The following is a 14,778-nucleotide window of genomic DNA, read 5'->3' as shown; positions in this document are numbered from 1 at the left end:
CCTTGGGGACGAAACCCCAATTCCGCGCAGCGGAAGCACGCTTGATTGGGATGCACGAATGGTTAGCTTGTGCTGGCCTGAGTCGCGGCGTTATTGATCGCGCGCTCATCCCTCCGAAAGCTCATGACCACTTTTACGCCGCACCAGGATTCCGCGCTGAAAGCCGTCGCCGATTGGCTGAAAGCCAAGCCCGGCCGGAACGGCACGCCGCCGGTGTTTCGCCTGTTCGGCTATGCCGGAACCGGCAAGACCACGCTCGCCCAGCACATCGCCGAAGGCGTCGACGGCGAGGTGAAGTTCGCGGCCTTCACCGGCAAGGCAGCGCTCGTGATGCGCAACAAGGGCTGCGACGGCGCCTCGACGATCCACTCGCTGATCTACCGCGCCCGCGAGTCCGGTGTCGAGCAGCCGAGCTTCGAGCTCTGGGACGATGCGCCGGCGTCGAAGGCCAAGCTGATCGTGATCGACGAATGCTCGATGGTCGACGCCGAGCTCGGCCGCGACCTGATGTCGTTCGACTGCCCGCTGCTGGTGCTCGGCGATCCCGCACAGCTGCCGCCGATCCAGGGCGGCGGCTTCTTCACCGATGCCGAGCCGGATGCGATGCTGACCGAGGTGCACCGCCAGGCGCAGGACGATCCGATCGTGCGGATGTCGATGGATATCCGCGAGGGCCGCGAGCTCGAGATCGGCCGCCACGGCGAGAGCGAGGTGGTGTCGCGCAAGGAGCTCGACCCGGATCGCGTGATGAGCGCCGACCAGGTGCTGGTCGGCCGCAACAACACCCGCCGCGCCTACAACATGCGGGTGCGGCAGCGGCTGAACCTGGAGGATCCCTTGCCGGTTGCCGGCGACAAGCTGGTCTGCCTGCGCAACAACCGCAAGAAGGGCCTGTTCAACGGCGGGCTGTGGCGGGTCAAGGCGCGCGCGCAGTCGAAATCCAAGATCATCACCATGCGCGTGATGCCGGACGAGGATTTCGGCCACAAGGTCACCAAGGTCTCGGTGCGCGGCGAATGCTTCGACGGCGGCGTCGAGGGCGTGCCGTGGGAGCAGCGCAAGCCCTATGACGAGTTCGACTACGGCTATGTGCTGACCGTGCACAAGTCGCAGGGCTCGCAATGGGACGACGTCGTGCTGTTCGACGAGAGCTTCGCGTTCCAGGATTCGCGCGCGCGGTGGCTCTATACGGGCATCACGCGCGCGGCGAAGCGGCTCAGCGTGGTGGTATGAAAGTGCGACGCACTTTATAGACCCGTCATCCTGAGGAGCCGCGGAGCGGCGTCTCGAAAGGATGCGCGGCCCGGCTGGTGGCCGTCGATCCTTCGAGACGGCCGCTTTGCGGCCTCCTCAGGATGACGGGAGCACGTCACCTACCCCCTGAACCACCACTATTTCCCTCACGAAACCGTGTGGCCGGCGCCGTAACAAAACGTGCCCTCGCCCGTATTTTGAAGCGTCGGAGCAGCCCGGCCGATTTGCCAATGCCGGCTCCCGCTCTAGACTGGCCCCCATTGCGATCCCACGAGGAACCCATGTCCAAAAGCTCCCTCAGCCGCGTCTCGCTGTGCGCCGCCGCGATCGGCGCGCTGGCCGTTGCGGCGTTTGCCGTCGCGCCCACGCTTGCTGCCGAGGACGCCGTGATCATCCCGCCGCCTGCCGTGAGCGCGCCGGAAACCGGCATCAAGACCGCGGTGCTCGCCGGCGGTTGCTTCTGGGGCGTGCAGGGCGTGTTCCAGCACACCGCCGGTGTCGTCAGCGCGGTGTCCGGCTACTCCGGCGGCAGCAAGGCGAACGCCGACTACGAGAAGGTCTCGACCGGCACCACCGGCCACGCCGAGTCCGTCGAGATCAAATACGACCCGCAGAAGATCTCTTACGGCAAGATCCTGCAGATCTTCTTCTCGGTCGTGCACGACCCGACCCAGCTGAACCGCCAGGGCCCGGATTCCGGCACGCAATATCGCTCGGCGATCTTCACCACCAGCGACGAGCAGAAGAAGGTCGCGGACGCCTATATCGCGCAGCTCAACGCCGCCAAGGTCTACAAGAAGCCGATCGTCACCAAGGTCGGTGCGCTGGAGGCGTTCTATCCGGCGGAGGGCTACCACCAGGACTATCTGACGCTGCACCCGAACCAGCCCTATATTGCGTATAACGACATCCCGAAGGTCGAGAACCTGAAGAAGATCTTCGCGGAGAACTACATCGAGAAGCCGACGCTGGTGGGCAGCAGCAAGGTCACCAACTGAGCATCTCGCAAAGGAGGTTGAATGTCCGATACCAAAACCGACGGCAAGGTCCGCAAGAGCGAGGCCGAGTGGCGCAAGGAATTGACGCCGATGCAGTACGCCGTGCTGCGCGAGAAAGCGACCGAGCGGCCCTTCACCGGCGAATACGAGCATGATCCGCGCAAGGGCACCTATGTCTGCGCCGGCTGCGGGCAGACGCTGTTCGAATCCGACCAGAAGTTCGATTCCGGCTGCGGCTGGCCGAGCTTCTCCAAGCCCGCGGTCGAGAGCCATGTCGACGAGGAGCGCGACATGAGCCACGGCATGATCCGCACCGAGGTGCTGTGCTCGAAATGCGACGGCCATCTCGGCCACGTCTTCAACGACGGCCCCGGCCCGACCGGCCTGCGCTACTGCATCAACTCGGCGGCGCTGAAGCTCAACGAGACGAAGTAACGGCAGCGATCAAAGCCCCGCGCGCGACCACAACCGGTCCCGCGGGCTTTGTTTCGGCGGGCGGCGCAACTACATCCTTAAGGGTCGGCCGGAGGCTTTAACGACTCGCGGGCCGGAATGTGCTTTGATCCGGAATCGCGGGGCCGTAGGCGTCTCGCCGTGCGGCTGCCCGCCTGTTCTGAGGAGGGCGCCATGTCGCTTGGACTGATCCTCATCATCCTTCTGCTGATTATCCTGCTTGGCGGCTATAGCGGCCGGATCCGCGGCTATGGCTATGGTCTCGGCCACTCCGGAATGGGGCTTTTCGGGGTGATTTTGATCGTGGTCGCGATCCTGGCCTGGCTCGACAAGATATGAGCGCCGTAAGATATTGAAACATAATGCCTTATTTGATTGGAGCCCGTGCTATGCGCGGATTCAGCATGTGCCCTGTCAAGGGCGCTTCTGGGGTCGCATTTTTGTCAAAGAGGCCTATATTAGGGATCGAAATGACATGTACGGCGCGTCGCCAAGTATGGCCGCCGTCCCCAAATCCCTTACGCCACGCCAACTGCCAAGAACACAAGAGGTCGTCGACCATGCGTCCCCTGCGTCCGTTCAACTACAACACGTCTGCCGAACTGTTCCCTGCCGCGATCCGCAAGAAGAAGCGGGCGGGCTTCGCCTACCGCCGTTTCGGCACCGCTGCCGAGGCCGTGCAGTTCGCGATGGAGCAGCTGCCGGCGGATTCGCTGAACGGCGCCTATCTGCAGGTCGAGGAAGCCCGTTTCGATCAGAACGGCATCCGCTCGCTCTATGAGAGCGAAGCCTTCCCGCTGCCGCGCCGTCCGCGCCCGGCCGCCAGCCAGACCGACGCCGACGCCGCCTAAGATTTCTGCTCGTCGCCTAACGAAAAGCCCTCGGACCGATCCGGGGGCTTTTGTTTTGGAGCTGCGCTCCCTCGCCCCGTTCTTACGGGGAGAGGGCTGGGGTGAGGGGCTGTCACCGCGCATACGGTGACAGCTGCGTTTGCGGAGACCCCCTCACCCGGAACGCATCCAACGATGCGGCATAGCCGAAGCTTTGCTTCGGCGTTCTCGAGAACGGCCACCAAAGGCGGCCTACGCCTCTCCCGCACGCGGGGCGAGGTGAAGCAGAGTCCGTTCGATCGAAGGACTGTCGTCTCGAACTAGAATCTCGGCTGCTTGTCGAGCCAGCGCCGCAGCATCCGCACATTGCGGATATTGGCGCGGAACATGACGTCGAACGCATCACCCGCCACCGGCACCATGCCGATCACGCCGTCGACCGCGACATTGGCGAGCATCCGCGCGGTGATGTGCCAGGGCGCGCCGAGCAGACGGGCCTCGCGCACCAGCCACAGCGAGATCGCGGTCGTGATGATGTCGCCGACCACCGGGATCAGGCCGATCAGTCCGTCGATGCCGTAGCGGACATTGGTTCCCGGCACCACGAAGGCGATGTCGAGCAGCCTTGCGATCATCTCAAGCCGCTTGAGCCGCTCCTCGCGGGTCAGATTGCCGAACGGATTGGCGCTGGAGTTGCGGAAGTCGAACTGAAAGCCTTGATGAAACCCATCGAACTGCGGATGCAGCGGGCCATCGGCGAGCTCGCGCCCGTCCTGGTCGATCACCTTGCCGCGCGCCTCCGCCCCGCCGAACGGCGGCCGCGATCGCTTGGCGTTGGGCGTGAAGATGTCGTCCTCGGGCATGGCCATCACATGGTAACGCACGCAAGCGGTTCAAGTTGCGTCACATTACCACTGTGTCACCTTCAAGGTCCGTTACCTTCGCGTTCGCCTGGAGCGCGATGAAGTTAAGTTGAATCGGTTTGGCCACGGATACGGTCGACCTCTCCCCATTGGGGAGAGGTCGGATTGCGCCTGGCGATGCGAAGCATCGTCCAGTGCAACCCGGGTGAGGGTCCAGAGTCCTAATGAGAGACCGTAATCCCTCACCCGGCGCTACGCGCCGACCTCTCCCAAAGGAGGGGAGAGGTGAACCTCCACTGCCGCTCCGCGCCAACCCAATCTCATCGCGCCTTAATACACACCCTTGTTCATGGTCCTGAGCCGCTGCGCCAGCGTTCTCATCACCTTCAAGGCGAAATGCGGCGTCTGGCTGACGAGGAAGAGAAACTGCTTCTCCGAGACCGGGACCAGCTCGACATCGGTGAGCGCGGTGGCGCTCGCGCTCCTCGGCTCGTTGTCGATCAACGCCATTTCGCCGAAGATCGTGTCGGGCGCCAAGTCCGCCATGGTCTTGTTGCCGACCTGGATGCGCACATAGCCGCTCTTGATCACGAACAGCTCGTTGGCCTGCTCGCCCTCGCGAAAAATCACGCCGCCGGCCCGCACCAGCCGCGTTTCGATATCGTTGCCCGTCAGAAGGCTGAAGCTTGCGTCTGCCACTCGAAATCCCCTTTCCCGAACCGGGACGCAGGCGTCCCTGTTGTCTGCGGCTCCGGCTAGAATACATGGGCGAAAACAAGATAGAGCGTGCCCGAGATCAGCATCGCCATCGGCAAGGTCAGCACCCAGGCCATCGCGATGTTGCGCACGGTCGACCATTGCAGGCCGGAGCCGTTCGCGGTCATGGTGCCTGCGATGCCTGACGACAGCACATGCGTGGTCGACACCGGCAGGCCATATCCGTCCGCCGCGGCGATGGTCGCGGCCGCCGTGATCTCGGCGCAAGCACCCTGCGCGTAGGTCAGATGGGTCTTGCCGATCTTCTCACCGACCGTCACGACAATCCGTTTCCAGCCCACCATGGTGCCGAGGCCGAGCGCGATGGCGACCGCGATCTTCACCCAGGACGGAATGAATTTGGTGGCGGCATCCAGCGAGCCCTTGTAGCGATTGAGCGTCGCGAGATCGGCATTGCTCAGCCCATGGTCGCTGCTCTTCATCAAGAGGCGCAACGCCTCCGAGACCAGATACATGTCGTTGCGCGTGTTGCCGACGGTGTCGGCCGGGAATTTCGCCAGCGACCCGTACTGCACGACCTGGTCGCGGATCTCGCCGACCAGAACGGCAAGCGAGGGATAGGTATCGTCGGTGAGCTGCCGGAGCGCGATGTAGTTTGTCACCGCCGGACGCGGATTGCCCGCGACCTTGCGATCGGCGCCCTTGTCTTCGATGACCTTGCTCGCCGCCGCCGAGTTCGCGGTGAACGCCTCGATCTGGCTCGCAGGCATCGCGCGGTTGAGCGCGTAGGCGGTCGGCACCACGCCGATCAGGATCAGCATGATGAGGCCCATGCCCTTTTGGCCGTCGTTCGATCCGTGAAAGAAACTGACCAAAGTGCAGGTCAGGATCAGGATGCCGCGGATCCACCAGGGCGGCGGCTGATCGCCCTTCGGCTCGCCGAACAGCGCCGGCGTCGCGCGCATCAGTGCGGTCTTCAGGCCATAGAGCAGGATCGCGGCCAGCATGAACCCGAACAGCGGCGACAGCAGCAGCGCCTTGCCGGTGTTGACCGCCTGCGACCAATCCACGCCTGACGTCCCTTCCCTGCCGTGCATCAAGGCGTTCGCGATGCCGACGCCCATGATTGATCCGATCAGGGTGTGCGAACTCGAGGCGGGCAGTCCGAAATACCAGGTGCCGACGTTCCAGACGATCGCGGCGATCAGCAGCGCGAACACCATCGCGAAGCCGGCGCTGCTGCCGACCTGGAGGATCAATTCGACCGGCAGCAGCGAGACGATGCCGAACGCAACGGCGCCGCTCGAGAGCAGCACGCCAATCAAATTGAACAAGCCCGACCAGACCACGGCGATGTGGGCCGGCATCGAGCGCGTGTAGATCACGGTTGCGACAGCGTTGGCGGTGTCATGGAAGCCGTTGACGAACTCGAAGCCGAGCGAGATCAACAGCGCAACGAACAGCAGCAGGAAGGCGAGATAGGAGGTCTTACCTGCGCCGGTCGCCCCGACATCGGCGTAGATGCTGTAGGCCACGAACAGCAGCGCGGCGCCGATGATGCCGAGATAGAGGATGCCGGTGAGCGGATGAAAGCCCTTCTCGAGATCGGGCCCGCCACGCCGCGCGGGTTCGATCGAACCAGGTAATGCCAAATCGCTCATGTAAATGCCCTCATAGCCGCGGGAGGACAAAAGCGGCCATGTGACATTGGGACTACGTTTACATGACGCGCATATGACAGTTACATGAAGGTGGACGGACCCGGCTTGCGGCCGAAGCCTAATGCACTAATAGGGCTGGCATTACCTGCCCTAATGCTGGGACACCGGCTGCGCCGGCGCATGCAGCTCTTCGGCATATTTGTGCGCCAGCCAGGACGAGATCATGCTCGGGATGGACCCGACCAGCCCGTACAGGATGAACTGCACCGCGCCGCTTTCGGAGCCGTGCGAGGCGTAGGTCAGCGCCGCGCCGACGAACGCCACGAGACCTACGATCAGCATTCGCAGCGTCGGCGCGATCCGCCGCACATGCATCAGGATGTCGTCGACGGCAGCGAACATCAGCGACGGCACGATGCCGAACAGATAATTGTATTGCAGCGACTTCACGAACACGACGAGCAGCTTCGCCACCTCGCCGCCATTGGTCTCGGTCCAGTAGCCGGATTGATAGGTGGTCATCAGCAACAGCAGGAAGCCGCCGATGAACGGCCCGATGGCTGCGAAGATCAGATAGCGTTTCATGGCGTGCCCTTGCCCGACGTCGGCTAAGTGTAACGCAGTCACGCGATGGTTCTAGGGAAAATAGAAAGCGCCCGGCAAATGTTCGGTAAGCGCGTCGATGCGCTGCAACAACCCGCCGCCGATGTCGCTGCGATACGGAATCGCCGGACGAGGCCGGGCGATGACACCGTGACGCATCGAGGTGAGCGTAACGCTCGCTACTCACCCCACGCCGCGAACGCGTCGTTGAACGCCCGCTCGCCGGGGGCGCCCTTTTCGATCGCGATGATGGCGCGGCGCTGGTTGGTGTAGACCAGCGGCACGTCGAACCAGGAGCGCTCCTTCAGGAGCTGCAGATTGCGCGAGCGGTCCGCGTCGACGTTGGAGAGGCCGACCAGGAAGAAGCCGTCGGTAACCTTGACCGCGAGGCCGGCCAGCGGCGTGCCGCGCGCCTGCTCGTTGGACTTCATCAGGATGCCCGGCACGTTGCCGACGCCGCCATTGGCGAAGTCCTGCGGCAGGATGAAGGTCAGTTCTGCGGTATGGCTCGCCGGCAGCGATGAATCGGTGTTGCGGCGGAACGACATCGTCATCTTGAACTTGCGGTCGGGGATGTCGATGTCGGCGCGCACGGCAATGTCTGGCTTCTGGTTGCCCGATCCCTTGACCTGTTCGGTGCGCCAGACCACCGACCCGACATATTGCTTGCCCTTCGGATCCGACGGGTCCTCGTCATAGAGCACGACGCGTTGCGCCACCGGCGCGACCGGCTCGCCCGATGACGACGGCTGGCCGACGCGGTCGGTGATCTTCTTGCTCGCGGGCGCCGTCGAGGCATCCTTCGGCGCCTCGACCGGGGCGGAGGATGTGAACAGGCTGCTGGCCAGAGTGGTGAGCTGCTGCCGCATCAGGATGCCGGTGCCGACCAGAATCAGCAAAATGCCGATCACGATCGCGGTCTTGAACGGGAACATCGACCCGACGCGCGGCCGCTTCGGCTCGCGCTCGCCATTGCCGACCCGCGAGCGCTGCGGCGGCGCGCCCTGCGGCGCGTAGCGCTCGGCCTCTTCGATCGACTCGTCGTAGGAATACGGCGCCTCGGGATCGCCGCCGCGGTTTTCCAGGCTCGGCTCGAGCCGGTCGAATTCCGGCGAGGGCGACGGCACGTTGGCGTAGGTCTTGCGCGCGTTGCGGCTGGCCTGTGCCGCGGCACGGCCGAGATCGTCGGCGTCGGCGGTGATGTCGCGGAAACCGCGAACGCCCGGTGCGGCCGGCGGCACCGGCGGCGGCGCGCCTTCCGGACCGCGGCGCGGCGGACCCGGCGGACGGGCCTGCGGCGCCTGCGTCTCGGGAGCAGGCGGGTTTTGCGGCCGCGGCGGGGTCGGCTGCGGTGCATCGGGGCGCAGATTGCGCGGCGGACGGGGCTCGGCCGGCGGCCGCGGACGCGCGGCGTCGGCGGCATTGGCCTCGGGCGGCCGTGTATTTGCCTCCGGCGGTCTTGCACCTGCCTCCGGCGGTCTTGCGTTGGCGCGGCTGCTGCGGGCAGCGGCACCGCCGCCCGGGCGCGAGGCGTCGCGGGAGCGCTGCGCGGCCTCTGACTCGACCTTGCGAACCGCCTCCTCCAGCGACAGCCGTTCCCGGGTGATCTCGGATTCGGAGAGCGGCGGCTGCACGCCGCGGAGCTGCTGAATCAACGCCGTTCGCGCCCGCGCATACAGCGCACGGCGGGCTTCGCCGGGGGCGTTGGGGTCCAATCCGGCGATGGCGCGGGCGATCAGCGGGTAGTAGTCAGCCATTTCCACACAATTGGAGGGATATAGGTAATATCCCGTTAAGCCTCGAACGGATTCTGTACCAGAATAGTATCTTCACGCTCCGGGCTGGTGGACAGCAGGGCGATCGGACACCCAACCAGTTCCTCGACCCGGCGCACATATTTGATGGCCTGGGCCGGCAGGTCCGCCCAGGACCGCGCATTGGCGGTCGGCTGCTTCCAGCCCTCGATGATCTCATAGATCGGCTCGACCCGGGCCTGCGCGCCCTCGCCCGCCGGCAGATGGTCGATTTCCTTGCCGTCGAGCTTGTAGCCGATGCAGACCTTGATACTGTCGAAGCCGTCGAGAATGTCGAGCTTGGTCAGCGCCAGCCCGGCAATTCCGCAGGTGCGGACGGTCTGCCGCACCAGCATGGCGTCGAACCAGCCGACCCGGCGCTTGCGCCCGGTGTTGACGCCGAACTCCTTGCCGCGGCGGCCGATTTCCTCGCCAATCTCGTCGTGCAGCTCGGTCGGGAACGGCCCCTGGCCGACGCGGGTGGTGTAGGCCTTGCAGATGCCGAGCACATAGCCGACCGCGCCCGGGCCGAGGCCGGTGCCGGTCGCGGCCTGCCCCGCCACGGTATTGGACGACGTCACATAGGGATAGGTGCCGTGGTCGACGTCGAGCAGCGCGCCCTGCGCGCCCTCGAACAGGATGCGCTTGCCGGCGCGGCGCTCGAGGTCCAGGAGCCGCCACACCGTCTCGGCATAGGGCAGAAGCTTCGGTGCCAGCGCCGTCAGCTCGTTCAGGATGCCCTTGCCGTCGATCTCCTCCAGATTGAGGCCGCGGCGCAGCGCATTGTGGTGCGCCAGCAGGCGTTCGATCTTGTGCGGCAGGGTGTCGAGGTCGGCGAGGTCCATCAGGCGGATGGCGCGGCGGCCGACCTTGTCCTCATAGGCCGGGCCGATGCCGCGGCGGGTGGTGCCGATCGAGGTGATGGCGTTGGAGGATTCACGCAAGGAATCCAGCTCGCGATGCAGCGGCAGGATCAGCGTGACGTTCTCGGCGATGCGCAGATTGTCCGGTCCGACCGCAACCCCCTGTCCCTTCAGCTTGGCGACCTCGTCGAGGAAGGCCTGCGGATCGAACACCACGCCATTGCCGATCACCGCGAGCTTGTTCGGGCGCAGCACGCCGGAGGGCAGCAGCGCCAGCTTGTAGGTCTCGCCATTGATCACGAGCGTATGGCCGGCATTGTGGCCGCCCTGGAAGCGCACGACGATGTCGGCCTGCTCCGACAGCCAGTCGACGATCTTGCCCTTCCCCTCGTCACCCCACTGGGCGCCGACGACGACAACATTGGCCATTGCGAAGATGTTCCCTTCAGCTGTTTCAGAGACCATGATCGCGGCGAAAACGCGTCCGCCCACAGGATCATGCATTGATATGCCCAGCCCAAATCGCGGCGCCCGGCCGCGCACACGCAAGGCGCCTACCGGATAACGGAAGCGGCTCGGCTGCGCAAGCAAGAAGGGGGTCGTTTACGCCTTTTAGGCGAGCTACAACCCTTTGATATCCCCTGAAAATTCCACGCCGCGCCTGACGGAACCGGGCTGGCGGCAATTTAATGTTGGCGGGGCCCGAGGCTGACCCTAGGGCCGATTGATCGCCGGGCCCATTGCGGCGATCATCCAGCCTGATCAACCGGCAGGGTCCATGCCCAATTCGACACCAGCGACGATGGCACTGCGCAAGCTGGGCATTGCCTTCAAGCTCCACACCTATGTCTACGATTCCAGCGCCGCGAGCATCGGCCTGCAGGCGGCCGAGGCGCTCGGCGTCGAGCCGAACCGGATGCTGAAGACGCTGATGGCGGAGGTCGACGGCAAGCCGGTCTGCGCCGTGGTGCCGTCCGACTGCGAGGTCAGCATGAAGAAGCTTGCCGCGGCGCTTGGCGGCAAGTCGGCCAGGATGATGCGCCCGGCCGATGCCGAGCGGCTGACCGGCTACCATGTCGGCGGCATCAGCCCGTTCGGCCAGAAAAAGAAGGTGCCGACCGCGATCGACGAGACCGCGCTCACCCACGTCACCGTGTTCGTCAATGGCGGCCAGCGCGGCCTGCAGATCGAGATCGATCCGAACGACGCAGCACTTGCCGCCGGCGCCTCGATGAAGGCGCTGGTGGCGACGCAGGACTGACCCGAAGTCCGATGATCGCGATCAGTGTGAGGACTTGTCGCGGAAAAACTCCGCGCCGACGAAGTCGGACAGGCCGGTCAATTCCTCTGCCGAAATGTCATTGACGTTGAGCCTGAGCTGCATGATCGCGAGGTCGAGCAGATGTGCGGCAAAGCCTGCGCCGGCCGCCATCACGATGCTGCGTTGCTCGACCAAGACCGCGATGACGTCGCGCAGACTGCGCACTTGCACTTGATCCATGGCCCTTTGCCCGATGCTGGCCGTCGTTATCTGTGTTGTCATGGGGATACCGATTGTAGTGTGCTGATGGACGCCGCGGCGACCGGTGATCGTTCACCAGGAACACCGGTGCGGGACCGAGCCGCAGCGGCACCAGCCCGAGCTCGGCCTCGTTGCCGCGCGTCAGCAACAGGCGCAGCGGATCACGTTGGAACGCTCGAACGTCCGAGAACATGTGTGGCGTCGTGGATCTCCAGTTGCCCCCAAGGTCGAGGAATTTGGTCAGACCGGGATTGTCGGCGGGACCAAGGGGGATTTCTCCGGCGAGCGCCGTCAGCGGGCGGCCCCTGCGATCGCTGCCGGTCTCGCTTCGATCAGCCCACTTGAGGTGCCCCCTGGCCATGCCAAATCTCTCTGGTGCTGAGAGACATCATCATGACCGGCTCGCGAACATGGAAATCGTCTTTATGGATCAGGGCTGATCAGCTTTCGTTATGACCCGGAATATCGCGGGCCAAAGCCGCAATTGCGCCAGGCAATCCCTCGCCGGGAAAAGCCAGCAGGCAAAGAAATTCAGTTTCGGCAATCGAACAGCCGCTTGCGCAGGCGCATCATTCGCCTCGACATGGGCCGGATCCAGTTCAGGGTCCATGCCCAATTCGACACCAGCGACGATGGCACTGCGCAAGCTGGGCATTGCCTTCAAGCTCCACACCTATGTCTACGATTCCAGCGCCGCGAGCATCGGCCTGCAGGCGGCCGAGGCGCTCGGCGTCGAGCCGAGCCGGATGCTGAAGACACGCGCTCACCCACGTCACCGTATTCGTCAATAGCGGCCAGCGCGGCCTGCAGATCGAGATCGATCCGAACGACGCCGCGCTCGCCGCCGGCGCCTCGATGAAGGCGCTGGTGGCGACGCAGGACTGACCCGAGGTCCGATGATCGCGATCAGTGCGAGGATTTGTCGCGGAAAAACTCCGCGCCGACGAAGTCGGACAGGCCGGTCAATTCCTCTGCCGAAATATCGTTGACGTTGAGCCTGAGCTGCATGATCGCGAGGTCGAGCAGATGTGCGGCAAAGCCTGCGCCGGCCGCCGTCACGATGCTGCGTTGCTCGACCAAGACCGCGATGACGTCGCGCAGACTGCGCACTTGCACTTGATCCATGGCCCTTTGCCCGATGCTGGCCGTCGTAATCTGAGTTGTCATGGGGATACCGATTGTAGTGTGCTGATGGATGCCGCGGCGACCGGTGGAACGTAAGGCAGATGCTCCGCTTCCTCACCGAGATGCGGGACGCGCGACGGCACCTCGCGAACTTCGATGTCGATCTTCATCGGCGGCGGAATCAGCGTCACCGAGGCTTTCGGCCACGGCGCCGGATTCGGCGTGACGGCGGTGAAGCGATAGGCGGCGGCGATCTCGAGCGCGAGCAATTGCAGCTCGAGCATCGCAACGCCCATGCCGGCGCAGGCGCGCGGGCCGGCGCCGAACGGGATGAAGGCGTCGGTGTTGTAGCGCCGCGTCATCAGGAAGCGGTCCGGCTCCTCGAAATGCCTGGGATCGCGCTGCAATTGCCAGGGGCAGATCAACAGCGAGGTGCCGACCTTGAGGTCGCATCCGCCGATCGTCACCGGCTGCATCACCTCGCGCGAGAACCACCAGGCGCTGGGATAGAGCCGGCAGACCTCCTTGACCAGCGTCGCGCTCAGATTGGCGTGCTTCACCGCGTCGAGCCGCAGCTCGCCGTCGTCGCCAAGGCATTCCGCCGCCTCGTCGGCGATCTCGTCCATCAAAGCGGGATTGGCGGCCATCTGGTAGAACATCCACGCCGCCGTCGAGCCCGTGGTGTGATGGCCGGCCAGCAGCAAGGTCAGGATCTCGTCCTCGAGATCGCGATCGGTCAGGCCGAGCGCCTCGAGATCGCGCAGCGCGCTGCTCGAGCCCGCCTTGCGCCGCAGCCGCTGCACCACCGTCGACATCGCGAGCTTGGCGCAGACCCGGTTCTGGCGACGCCGGTACCAGGCCAGCGGACCGAACGGCAAGGCGCGGAACATCTCCTCCGCCAGATCGTCCTCGATGGTGCCGACCGCCTGGACCAGGGCCTCCTCGTCACCCGACGACATCACCTGGGAGCCGAAGATCGCGACGCAGATCGTGCGCAGCGCCAGCATCGCGGTGACATGGTGCGGATCGAACGAGCCGAGCCGCGCCAGGCTGGCGCCGACCGCGCGGATCTCGGCGCATATGTGCGGCAGGAATTTCTCGACGCTGCCCTTGGCCATATGCTTCTGCAGCACGGCCCGCCGCCGCTTGTGCTCCTCGCCGCTCAGCATCAGCGAGCTGCGGCCGAGCACCGGCGTCAGCTTCTTGATCAGCTTGCCCTTGCCGATGTCGGTCTCCGGCGCCTTGAGGATCGGGCGCAGCAGGCCGGGATCGTTCACCAGAAAGACAGGCGCAGGACCGAGCCGCAACGGCACCAGCCCGAGCGCGGCCTCGTTGCCGCGCGTCAGCAACAGGCGCAGCGGATCACGCTGGAACGCTCGAACGTCCGAGAACATGTGTGGCATCGTGGATCTCCAATTGCCGTCCAAGGTCGAGGAATTGGGTCAGGCCGGGATTGTCGGCGGGACCAAGCGGGATTTCTCCGGCGAGCGCCGTCAGCGGGCGGCCCCTGCGATCGCTGCCGATCACCTGCGGCGGGCCGTAGCGGCGGGTGCGGATGTCCATGCGGGTGAGGAAACGCTCGTAGGAAAGGTCGGCCAGCGCCACCAGCGCCTTCGCTCCGCGCAGCTCGGCGAAGCGGAACATCAGCGCGTAATTGACCCGTGCCGCCTGCGGCCGCGCGACGTTCGACAGCACGCCGAAACGGCTGATCTCCCACACCTCGCGGCTGCTCGGAAAGCGCAGCACCGCAAGCTGCGGGAACACCGACCTGGTGAGATAGGGATAATCGGTTCGGATCGCCCGGAAGCCGCCGACGAGCTCGACCCCGGAGAACAGCAGGCAGTGCTCCGTATACCAGCAGTCGAACTGATCGCGTTCGAGATCCCCGGTCGTGGTCAAAAGCCAGCCGCAATGGTCGACGAACAGCCGCTTGCGCAGCCGCATCATCGCCTCAACATGGGCTGGATCAAGTTCTTCCCTGGTAATGAGTGCGTGAAAACCGTTCAATGAATAAAGCATTTGTCCCTTCCTCCAAATGCGGGAACATCTGGGACAAAAGGGCTCAACTGTGATACCCCCGGAAACCGGGGGTTTTC

Annotated in this window: 18 protein-coding genes; 7 read left to right on the top strand and 11 right to left on the bottom strand. The window is 64.8% G+C overall.

Annotation, left to right across the window (positions count from 1 at the left end; genetic code table 11):
* Positions 1–123: 123 nt before the first annotated feature.
* The 5 genes from ACVIW0_RS06005 to ACVIW0_RS05985 all read left to right on the top strand — a co-directional run bounded on the left by ACVIW0_RS06005 (position 124) and on the right by ACVIW0_RS05985 (position 3,556).
* Positions 124–1,233, top strand: coding sequence for an ATP-dependent DNA helicase (locus ACVIW0_RS06005; protein ID WP_461351504.1), 1,110 nt, complete (start codon positions 124–126; stop codon positions 1,231–1,233).
* A 302-nt stretch (positions 1,234–1,535) separates the two neighbouring features.
* Positions 1,536–2,252, top strand: coding sequence for a peptide-methionine (S)-S-oxide reductase MsrA (gene msrA, locus ACVIW0_RS06000; protein WP_461351503.1), 717 nt, complete (start codon positions 1,536–1,538; stop codon positions 2,250–2,252).
* A 21-nt stretch (positions 2,253–2,273) separates the two neighbouring features.
* Positions 2,274–2,687, top strand: coding sequence for a peptide-methionine (R)-S-oxide reductase MsrB (gene msrB / locus ACVIW0_RS05995; RefSeq protein WP_461351502.1), 414 nt, complete (start codon positions 2,274–2,276; stop codon positions 2,685–2,687).
* Between the two features lie 192 nt (positions 2,688–2,879).
* Positions 2,880–3,044, top strand: coding sequence for a DUF3309 family protein (locus ACVIW0_RS05990; RefSeq protein WP_016844323.1), 165 nt, complete (start codon positions 2,880–2,882; stop codon positions 3,042–3,044).
* A 221-nt stretch (positions 3,045–3,265) separates the two neighbouring features.
* The gene (locus ACVIW0_RS05985) at positions 3,266–3,556 is read left to right on the top strand and encodes a hypothetical protein (protein ID WP_016844322.1); all 291 of its coding nucleotides are present in this window, start codon (positions 3,266–3,268) and stop codon (positions 3,554–3,556) included.
* 299 nt (positions 3,557–3,855) lie between these two features.
* Here the strand turns inward: ACVIW0_RS05985 and ACVIW0_RS05980 are convergent, their stop codons facing one another.
* The 6 genes from ACVIW0_RS05980 to ACVIW0_RS05955 all read right to left on the bottom strand — a co-directional run bounded on the left by ACVIW0_RS05980 (position 3,856) and on the right by ACVIW0_RS05955 (position 10,464).
* The gene (locus ACVIW0_RS05980; protein ID WP_461357252.1) at positions 3,856–4,404 is read right to left on the bottom strand and encodes a DUF4112 domain-containing protein; all 549 of its coding nucleotides are present in this window, start codon (positions 4,402–4,404) and stop codon (positions 3,856–3,858) included.
* 324 nt (positions 4,405–4,728) lie between these two features.
* Entirely contained in the window at positions 4,729–5,097 is a 369-nt protein-coding gene (locus ACVIW0_RS05975; protein ID WP_461351501.1) for a Crp/Fnr family transcriptional regulator, read from the bottom strand.
* A 56-nt stretch (positions 5,098–5,153) separates the two neighbouring features.
* Complete coding sequence (locus ACVIW0_RS05970) at positions 5,154–6,776, bottom strand: inorganic phosphate transporter (protein WP_461351500.1); 1,623 nt, start codon at positions 6,774–6,776, stop codon at positions 5,154–5,156.
* Between the two features lie 150 nt (positions 6,777–6,926).
* Positions 6,927–7,361 carry a DUF5413 family protein gene (locus tag ACVIW0_RS05965; RefSeq protein WP_461351499.1) on the bottom strand — a complete coding sequence of 145 codons (435 nt, stop codon included), beginning with the start codon at positions 7,359–7,361 and terminating at the stop codon, positions 6,927–6,929.
* A 197-nt stretch (positions 7,362–7,558) separates the two neighbouring features.
* The gene (locus ACVIW0_RS05960; protein WP_461351498.1) at positions 7,559–9,136 is read right to left on the bottom strand and encodes a hypothetical protein; all 1,578 of its coding nucleotides are present in this window, start codon (positions 9,134–9,136) and stop codon (positions 7,559–7,561) included.
* A gap of 35 nt (positions 9,137–9,171) precedes the next feature.
* On the bottom strand, positions 9,172–10,464 hold the full coding sequence (locus tag ACVIW0_RS05955; RefSeq protein WP_461351497.1) for an adenylosuccinate synthase: 1,293 nt from the start codon (positions 10,462–10,464) through the stop codon (positions 9,172–9,174).
* Positions 10,465–10,813: 349 nt separating this feature from the next.
* On the opposite strand from ACVIW0_RS05955, the gene ybaK reads away from it, so the two are divergent.
* The gene (gene ybaK, locus ACVIW0_RS05950) at positions 10,814–11,296 is read left to right on the top strand and encodes a Cys-tRNA(Pro) deacylase (RefSeq protein ID WP_461351496.1); all 483 of its coding nucleotides are present in this window, start codon (positions 10,814–10,816) and stop codon (positions 11,294–11,296) included.
* A 21-nt stretch (positions 11,297–11,317) separates the two neighbouring features.
* On the opposite strand, the gene ACVIW0_RS05945 is transcribed toward ybaK, so the two are convergent.
* Positions 11,318–11,536, bottom strand: a complete 219-nt coding sequence (locus ACVIW0_RS05945; RefSeq protein WP_461351495.1) for a hypothetical protein — start codon at positions 11,534–11,536, stop codon at positions 11,318–11,320.
* A gap of 451 nt (positions 11,537–11,987) precedes the next feature.
* A complete protein-coding gene (locus ACVIW0_RS05940) occupies positions 11,988–12,167 on the bottom strand; it encodes a hypothetical protein (protein WP_461351494.1) in 180 nt (59 codons plus the stop codon).
* A gap of 22 nt (positions 12,168–12,189) precedes the next feature.
* On the opposite strand from ACVIW0_RS05940, the gene ACVIW0_RS05935 reads away from it, so the two are divergent.
* Positions 12,190–12,348 carry a hypothetical protein gene (locus tag ACVIW0_RS05935; protein ID WP_461351493.1) on the top strand — a complete coding sequence of 53 codons (159 nt, stop codon included), beginning with the start codon at positions 12,190–12,192 and terminating at the stop codon, positions 12,346–12,348.
* Positions 12,349–12,463: 115 nt separating this feature from the next.
* On the opposite strand, the gene ACVIW0_RS05930 is transcribed toward ACVIW0_RS05935, so the two are convergent.
* Genes ACVIW0_RS05930 through ACVIW0_RS05920 form a run of 3 tightly spaced genes read right to left on the bottom strand, consistent with a single transcriptional unit; the run spans position 12,464 to position 14,701 of the window.
* Positions 12,464–12,682, bottom strand: coding sequence for a hypothetical protein (locus ACVIW0_RS05930; protein WP_461351492.1), 219 nt, complete (start codon positions 12,680–12,682; stop codon positions 12,464–12,466).
* 38 nt (positions 12,683–12,720) lie between these two features.
* Positions 12,721–14,085, bottom strand: a complete 1,365-nt coding sequence (locus tag ACVIW0_RS05925) for a cytochrome P450 (protein WP_461351491.1) — start codon at positions 14,083–14,085, stop codon at positions 12,721–12,723.
* Positions 14,045–14,701 carry an acyl-homoserine-lactone synthase gene (locus ACVIW0_RS05920; RefSeq protein WP_461351490.1) on the bottom strand — a complete coding sequence of 219 codons (657 nt, stop codon included), beginning with the start codon at positions 14,699–14,701 and terminating at the stop codon, positions 14,045–14,047. Before ACVIW0_RS05920 ends, ACVIW0_RS05925 begins: the two co-directional genes overlap by 41 nt.
* Positions 14,702–14,778 lie beyond the last annotated feature (77 nt).

Source organism: Bradyrhizobium sp. USDA 4454 (genome assembly GCF_054822705.1).
The sequence above is the reverse complement of the archived record's forward strand: the minus strand, read 5'-3'. Positions and strand labels throughout refer to the sequence as shown.

Bases quoted from the DNA above. Each gene is read 5' to 3' on its own strand.
- ACVIW0_RS05925 (WP_461351491.1), bottom strand. From the start codon at position 14,085: ATGCCACACATGTTCTCGGACGTTCGAGCGTTCCAGCGTGATCCGCTG.
- ACVIW0_RS05965 (WP_461351499.1), bottom strand. From the start codon at position 7,361: ATGAAACGCTATCTGATCTTCGCAGCCATCGGGCCGTTCATCGGCGGC.
- ACVIW0_RS05985 (WP_016844322.1), top strand. From the start codon at position 3,266: ATGCGTCCCCTGCGTCCGTTCAACTACAACACGTCTGCCGAACTGTTC.
- ACVIW0_RS05970 (WP_461351500.1), bottom strand. From the start codon at position 6,776: ATGAGCGATTTGGCATTACCTGGTTCGATCGAACCCGCGCGGCGTGGC.
- ACVIW0_RS05955 (WP_461351497.1), bottom strand. From the start codon at position 10,464: ATGGCCAATGTTGTCGTCGTCGGCGCCCAGTGGGGTGACGAGGGGAAG.
- ACVIW0_RS05920 (WP_461351490.1), bottom strand. From the start codon at position 14,701: ATGCTTTATTCATTGAACGGTTTTCACGCACTCATTACCAGGGAAGAA.
- msrB (WP_461351502.1), top strand. From the start codon at position 2,274: ATGTCCGATACCAAAACCGACGGCAAGGTCCGCAAGAGCGAGGCCGAG.
- ACVIW0_RS05945 (WP_461351495.1), bottom strand. From the start codon at position 11,536: ATGGATCAAGTGCAAGTGCGCAGTCTGCGCGACGTCATCGCGGTCTTG.
- ACVIW0_RS05960 (WP_461351498.1), bottom strand. From the start codon at position 9,136: ATGGCTGACTACTACCCGCTGATCGCCCGCGCCATCGCCGGATTGGAC.
- ybaK (WP_461351496.1), top strand. From the start codon at position 10,814: ATGCCCAATTCGACACCAGCGACGATGGCACTGCGCAAGCTGGGCATT.
- ACVIW0_RS06005 (WP_461351504.1), top strand. From the start codon at position 124: ATGACCACTTTTACGCCGCACCAGGATTCCGCGCTGAAAGCCGTCGCC.
- ACVIW0_RS05990 (WP_016844323.1), top strand. From the start codon at position 2,880: ATGTCGCTTGGACTGATCCTCATCATCCTTCTGCTGATTATCCTGCTT.
- ACVIW0_RS05940 (WP_461351494.1), bottom strand. From the start codon at position 12,167: ATGGACCCTGAACTGGATCCGGCCCATGTCGAGGCGAATGATGCGCCT.
- ACVIW0_RS05935 (WP_461351493.1), top strand. From the start codon at position 12,190: ATGGCACTGCGCAAGCTGGGCATTGCCTTCAAGCTCCACACCTATGTC.
- ACVIW0_RS05930 (WP_461351492.1), bottom strand. From the start codon at position 12,682: ATGGATCAAGTGCAAGTGCGCAGTCTGCGCGACGTCATCGCGGTCTTG.
- ACVIW0_RS05980 (WP_461357252.1), bottom strand. From the start codon at position 4,404: ATGGCCATGCCCGAGGACGACATCTTCACGCCCAACGCCAAGCGATCG.
- msrA (WP_461351503.1), top strand. From the start codon at position 1,536: ATGTCCAAAAGCTCCCTCAGCCGCGTCTCGCTGTGCGCCGCCGCGATC.